Source organism: Parafrankia colletiae, assembly GCF_001854655.1.
In the GTDB taxonomy this organism is placed as follows: domain Bacteria; phylum Actinomycetota; class Actinomycetes; order Frankiales; family Frankiaceae; genus Parafrankia; species Parafrankia colletiae.
Map to the genome: position 1 here is coordinate 1 of NZ_MBLM01000059.1, position 4825 is coordinate 4825.

Below are 4825 nucleotides of genomic sequence, written 5' to 3' on the forward strand. Positions count from 1 at the left end.
CGGGCGTCGATGTTCTGCTGGATCGCCCCGGCGGCCACGAGGACCCCGCCGCTGGGCTTGTTGACGGAGACCCATTCGTCGTGGCCGGTGCCGTTGTAGGCCATGGTCCAGCCGGGGTRCAGCGGCCCGCCCTGGTCGTAGCCCCCGGCCCGGTTCCACGCCTTGCCGAGGCTGCCGTACCGGGACAGCGAGTACTTGGTCGCCGCGTAGATGTTGGCGTGCGGGTCCCAGATCCCGGCGCCGATGTGGGGTCCGGCGTAGGCGCGGAATGTGGGGTCGATGACCTGCATGAGGCCCTTGGACGGGATCCCGGCCTTGGCGTTGGAGTCCCACAGGTTGATGGCGCGGGGGTTGCCGCCGGACTCCTGGTTCATCCGCTTGAGGAGCAGCGGCAGCCATGACAGGGACTGGCCGGTCTCGTTGAGAACGGCGGAGGACACCCCGGACCAACGGGCCACTCCGGCGCCGACCGGCCCCGCGTCGGGGACCATTTCGGCTTCCTTGCCGCGGACCCATTCGATCAACTTGTCGAACGGGGTCTGGATGAGCCGGTTGATGATGCCGCGCCAGTTGTCGCCCCGGCCGAGGGTGGAGTTCATGGCGCCGCGGATCGGGCTGACGGCGAGCTCGAAGCCCTTGGCGAGGCCGGCCCGGGCGAGGTCTTCGAGCTTGTCGACGGCACGTCCGCCGGTGGCGTTCCAGGCTGCACCGAGGGCGTCACCGACGCCTCCGAGGGCCATGCCGACGCCGCTGGCCTGGGTGCCGCCGCCGAGTGCGCGGCGCAGGGCGAAGATCCGGCCGTGGCCGCCGGCGGCGTTGACTTCGGCGGTGGTGAGGACGTGCTCGCCGGGCATCAGYCAGCGCAGCACCGAGTCCTGGCCGCGTACCCCGCCGGCGATGGGTCCGCCGGCGGCGAGGCCGGGGACGCTCAGTGCTGGCATTTCTGGGACGCCGGGGATCTTCGCGACGATCGAGTTCCACGCGCGGCGGATGCCGTTGTTGTAGACGGTCTCGACGACAAACTTGACTGGTGCTGACGCTACTGTCTTGAGTCCATCCCAGATAACGCCGATGCCGTCCTTCGTGGTCTGGAAGGCGGTCTTGATCGCTCCGAGCCCAGAATCGATCGCGCCACGCACGATCCCGAGCACGCGCGTCGTCGTCCCGGAGATCGCRTTCCAGGCTCCGYCCCAGTCGCCACGGAAGAGYGCCGAGAAGAACGAGAAGAGGCCGCGGATCACCTCGAATCCGACACGGRAGGGCGTAGTGAAGTAGATCCACCAGAGCTGGGCGGCGGCGAGGATCCCGCCGAGCCCGATGTCGATCACGCCACGCCAGATAGCCAGTCCGCCGCGCACGATCGACGAGACGTAGTCGAAGATCCCCCGGAAAATCCCGACGAAAAATCCACCGAAGGCCTGCGCCCCGGAGCTGACGGCGGTCAGGACGCCGCCGACGTCCGAGCCGAAGGCGACGAACCAGCGCCCCGCCGCCTGCGCGGCGCCGCTCACCCAAGCCAGCGCGCCCTGGACGATGTTGCGGAAGGTCTCGCTGTGGGTGTAGGCGTAGGCAAACCCGGCGGCCAGCGCGACGAGCGCGACGATGATGATCCCGATCGGGTTCGCCAGGAACGCCGAGTTGAGTAGCAGCGTGGCGGTCCGCATCGCGGCCATGGCGGTCCGCACGTTCCGCATGATCACTTCCATGATCAGGGTGCGGGTCTGCCAGATCCACTGCGCGGTCGTGACCGCCGCAACCGCGCCACGGTAGGCGTACCAGGCGACAACCCCAGCACCGATCGCGACGGCCAGCGCGGTGATCGTCGTCTGGTTCGAGCGCCAGAACCCGGTCATCTCCCGTAGCGCCGGGCCGATCACGTTCGCCAGCACCGCGGCCAGCGCGCGGAACGCGACGAGGAGGATCGTGCCGACGATCTGGCCGATGCGCTGCACGTCAGGCCACAGCCCCTTGGCGACCGCCCACAGGTTCTGCAGCGCCGGCCACACCGACTGGGTCACGAACGAGCCCAGGTCACGCAGACCGGGGAGGACCAGCTRCCAGGCGCGCGAGGCGGTCTCACCGAGGGAGCGGACGACGACACCGGCCCGTTCCATCCCGCCGACGAAGCCAGCCGAGGTGACACCCTCGCCGGACAGGGCGGAGAAGAAAGYCCGTACGCCGACCTCTGCGACGGCGAACGCCGGGCCGATCTTCCCTGCGATGCCGGTGACCAGACGCTCGATGGGCGGCAGGGCGATGCTGGCGAGGCTGGCGAACCCGGACTCGAACGTGCGTCGGATGGTGGTGAGGGCCGTCTTTGCCCCGGTGCCCATCTTCTCGTCGAGGCGGGCGGCGGCCCCTTCGACCTGTCCGAGCGCATTGACCGCGTTGGACGGGTCCAGAGACAGGATGGCGCTCTGGAAGACCGACGCCTCTTCGCCGAAGAGGCTGACGAACGCGGTGGCCCGCTTCGCCGGGTCCTGGATGGACCGGAGCTTTTCCAGAAGCGCGTCGAGGGCCTTCGCAGCCTTGGGCCCGCCACCGGTGAGGTCGCGGGCCATCTTTTCCCCGTTGAACCCCAGCTCGGAGAAGACCTCGGCGGAGTCTCCGGCGTTGCCGATCAGCTCGTCGAGGGCGCCGGCGACGGTCCCCGCCGAATCTGCGCCYGCGTTCATGCCCTGAACGAGGAACCCGATGGCGGAGGCACCGTCGAACCCGAACTGCTTGAGGTTGGGTGACCGCTCGATGAGCAGATCGAGGAAGTCGCCGCCGTAGTTCGCGCCTTTCTGGAAGCCGGTGGCGATGAGGTCGAGCGCCGCGTCCATGTCCGGGGCCAGCCCGGAGCGGATGAGCTGGCTCGCCGCGGTGATGGTGGGGACGACGTCCTCACCGAACGCCGTCGAGATCGACAGTGCGCGGGCGGAGACGCTGCTCAGGTCCTCCGCGGACGCCTGGGCCATCCCTTGGATGCTGTGGCGGACAGTTCCGACGGCCGCGGTGACTTCGCCGAGGGAGTCGCCATAGGCGTGGGCGTAGAGGTCTCCGGCGACGCCGCCGAGGCGGGTTGCCTCCTYGTCGCTGATACCGAGGGATGCGCTGAGGAGGATGTCTCGCGCCTGGGCCTGGATGGATCCCTGGAGTCCGACGGTGAAGGCGGCTGCGGCGGCGACACCGGCCGCGACGAACAGGCTTCCGGCGTTGTCTCTGATGCCGGTGAAGGCCCTCTTCCAGCGGGACTGCACCTCGTCGGCGGCGTCGCCTGTCTCCTCGGCGGCGTCGCGACCGGCGTCGGAGATGGCGTCCTCAAGCCCGAGGCCGAAGGCGGCGGCGGCGCCGGTGAGGAGGCTGAACGCGCCAGCACCGGCCTCTTCGACGCTGGCGAAGGATTCGGCCCATCCGGCTTCCGCTTCGGTGGCGGCCTCACCGACGCTGGCCCCAGCCTCTTCGAGGCTGCTACTGAGCCCGCCGGCGTGGTCGGCCGCGCTGCTGGCGGCGGCGCCGATGCCTTCGACGTTGCGGGCTGCTTCCGAGGCGGCGGCGCTGGCGCCGGTCAGGGCCCCGGAGACGGCTCCGACGCTGCCGGCCGCTCCTGCCGCCGCCCGGCCGATGCCGTCGGTGGCCCCACTGGCTTCGAAGGCGGACGCGGCGGCGTCCTTGAGTCCGGCGTTGAGGCCGGCGGTCGAGGCGGTGGCGCCCTTGAGGCCTACGTCCAGGCCGTCGACGGATACCGTCGCACCCTTGACGCCCGTTTCGATGTCGGCGGTCGCGGTGACGGTTCGAGTGGCGGCGGTGGTGGCCCCGTCGAACCCCTTGCCGAGAGCTTTGACCTCTCCGAGGGCCTGCCCTGCGGCGTCGCCGATCTCCTTGGCGCTGGTCGCRGTGCGCTGTGCGGATCGTCCGGCCTTGTCGAGCTGGGCGTTGAGGTCGAGCACCTCGCGGACGGCGGCGCGGATCTTGCTGGCGATCTGGTCGCCGAGCCGATCCCAGCGCTCGGGCTTCGGGACGATCGCGACGAACGCGGACCCGAGGAGGTTGGTGGCCACTACAGCCCCCCGACCATGGCCATGACGGCGCGCTGTCCGGCCTGGTGCTCGGGCAGGGTGCCCCACGTGTCGGGGTTCCAGCGTTGGGCGGCGCGTTCACGTGCGGTGGCCGCGGGCGCCAGGCCGGGTGTTGCACCGCCGAGGGATTCCAGCAGCTCGGCGCGGACGCGACGTCGGTCGTAGACCTCCAGGCCCTTCTTCGTCTCGGCAGACCAGCGGGGCATCTGGTCGTCGACGGCGAGGGCGGTGATCACGTTGAGGGCGCGGTCGTACGGCAGGTCATCGAGGTCRATGCCTGCGAGGAGCGCGCGTCCGTCCACGTCGGCCCAGTGATCCTGTGCCCAGCCGATCAGCTGYTGGGCTTGGTCGTAGGGCGTCCGGCGRCCAGCTCACTGAGCCACTCGAAGATCTCGATGAACGTGTCCATCGCGATGACGGCTTCGGGGTCGGACAGCAGCGCGATCAGGTCGTCCCGTTCGACGACGGCGCATTCCAGGACCTTGCGGATCGCGGCGGCCTGCGCTGGTCCCGATTCGCCGGCGGCGAGCATGATCCCGGCGGGGATGGCVCTGTAGCGGGCGTGGAACTGCCGCGAGTGGGTCTCGTAGAGGCCTGTCGCGCRCTCCTCTATCCCGCCGATGAGGTCGAGGCTRCCGGGGATGGCTGGCACCTGGACCTTTTCCTTGACCTCGACTTCGTATTCGACGACGAACGGCTCGGGTGGCCGCCGGTCGCGTCCGGACTTGAAGGTCTTCATGCGTTCTCCTGGGTGGTCAGCTTGG

3 protein-coding genes are annotated in these 4825 nt (G+C 69.9%); all 3 read right to left on the reverse strand.

The window, feature by feature from the left end; all coding sequences use genetic code 11:
- A partial coding sequence (locus tag CC117_RS08975; protein WP_071083301.1) for a phage tail tape measure protein occupies positions 1 to 4043 on the reverse strand: 4043 nt, incomplete at its 3' end.
- On the reverse strand, positions 4043 to 4363 hold the full coding sequence (locus CC117_RS08980; RefSeq protein ID WP_071083302.1) for a hypothetical protein: 321 nt from the start codon (positions 4361 to 4363) through the stop codon (positions 4043 to 4045). The genes CC117_RS08980 and CC117_RS08975, both read right to left, overlap by 1 nt.
- Before the next feature lie 29 nt (positions 4364 to 4392).
- Positions 4393 to 4825, reverse strand: a 433-nt coding sequence (locus CC117_RS08985; RefSeq protein WP_206744812.1) for a hypothetical protein, incomplete at its 5' end; no start/stop codon positions are given.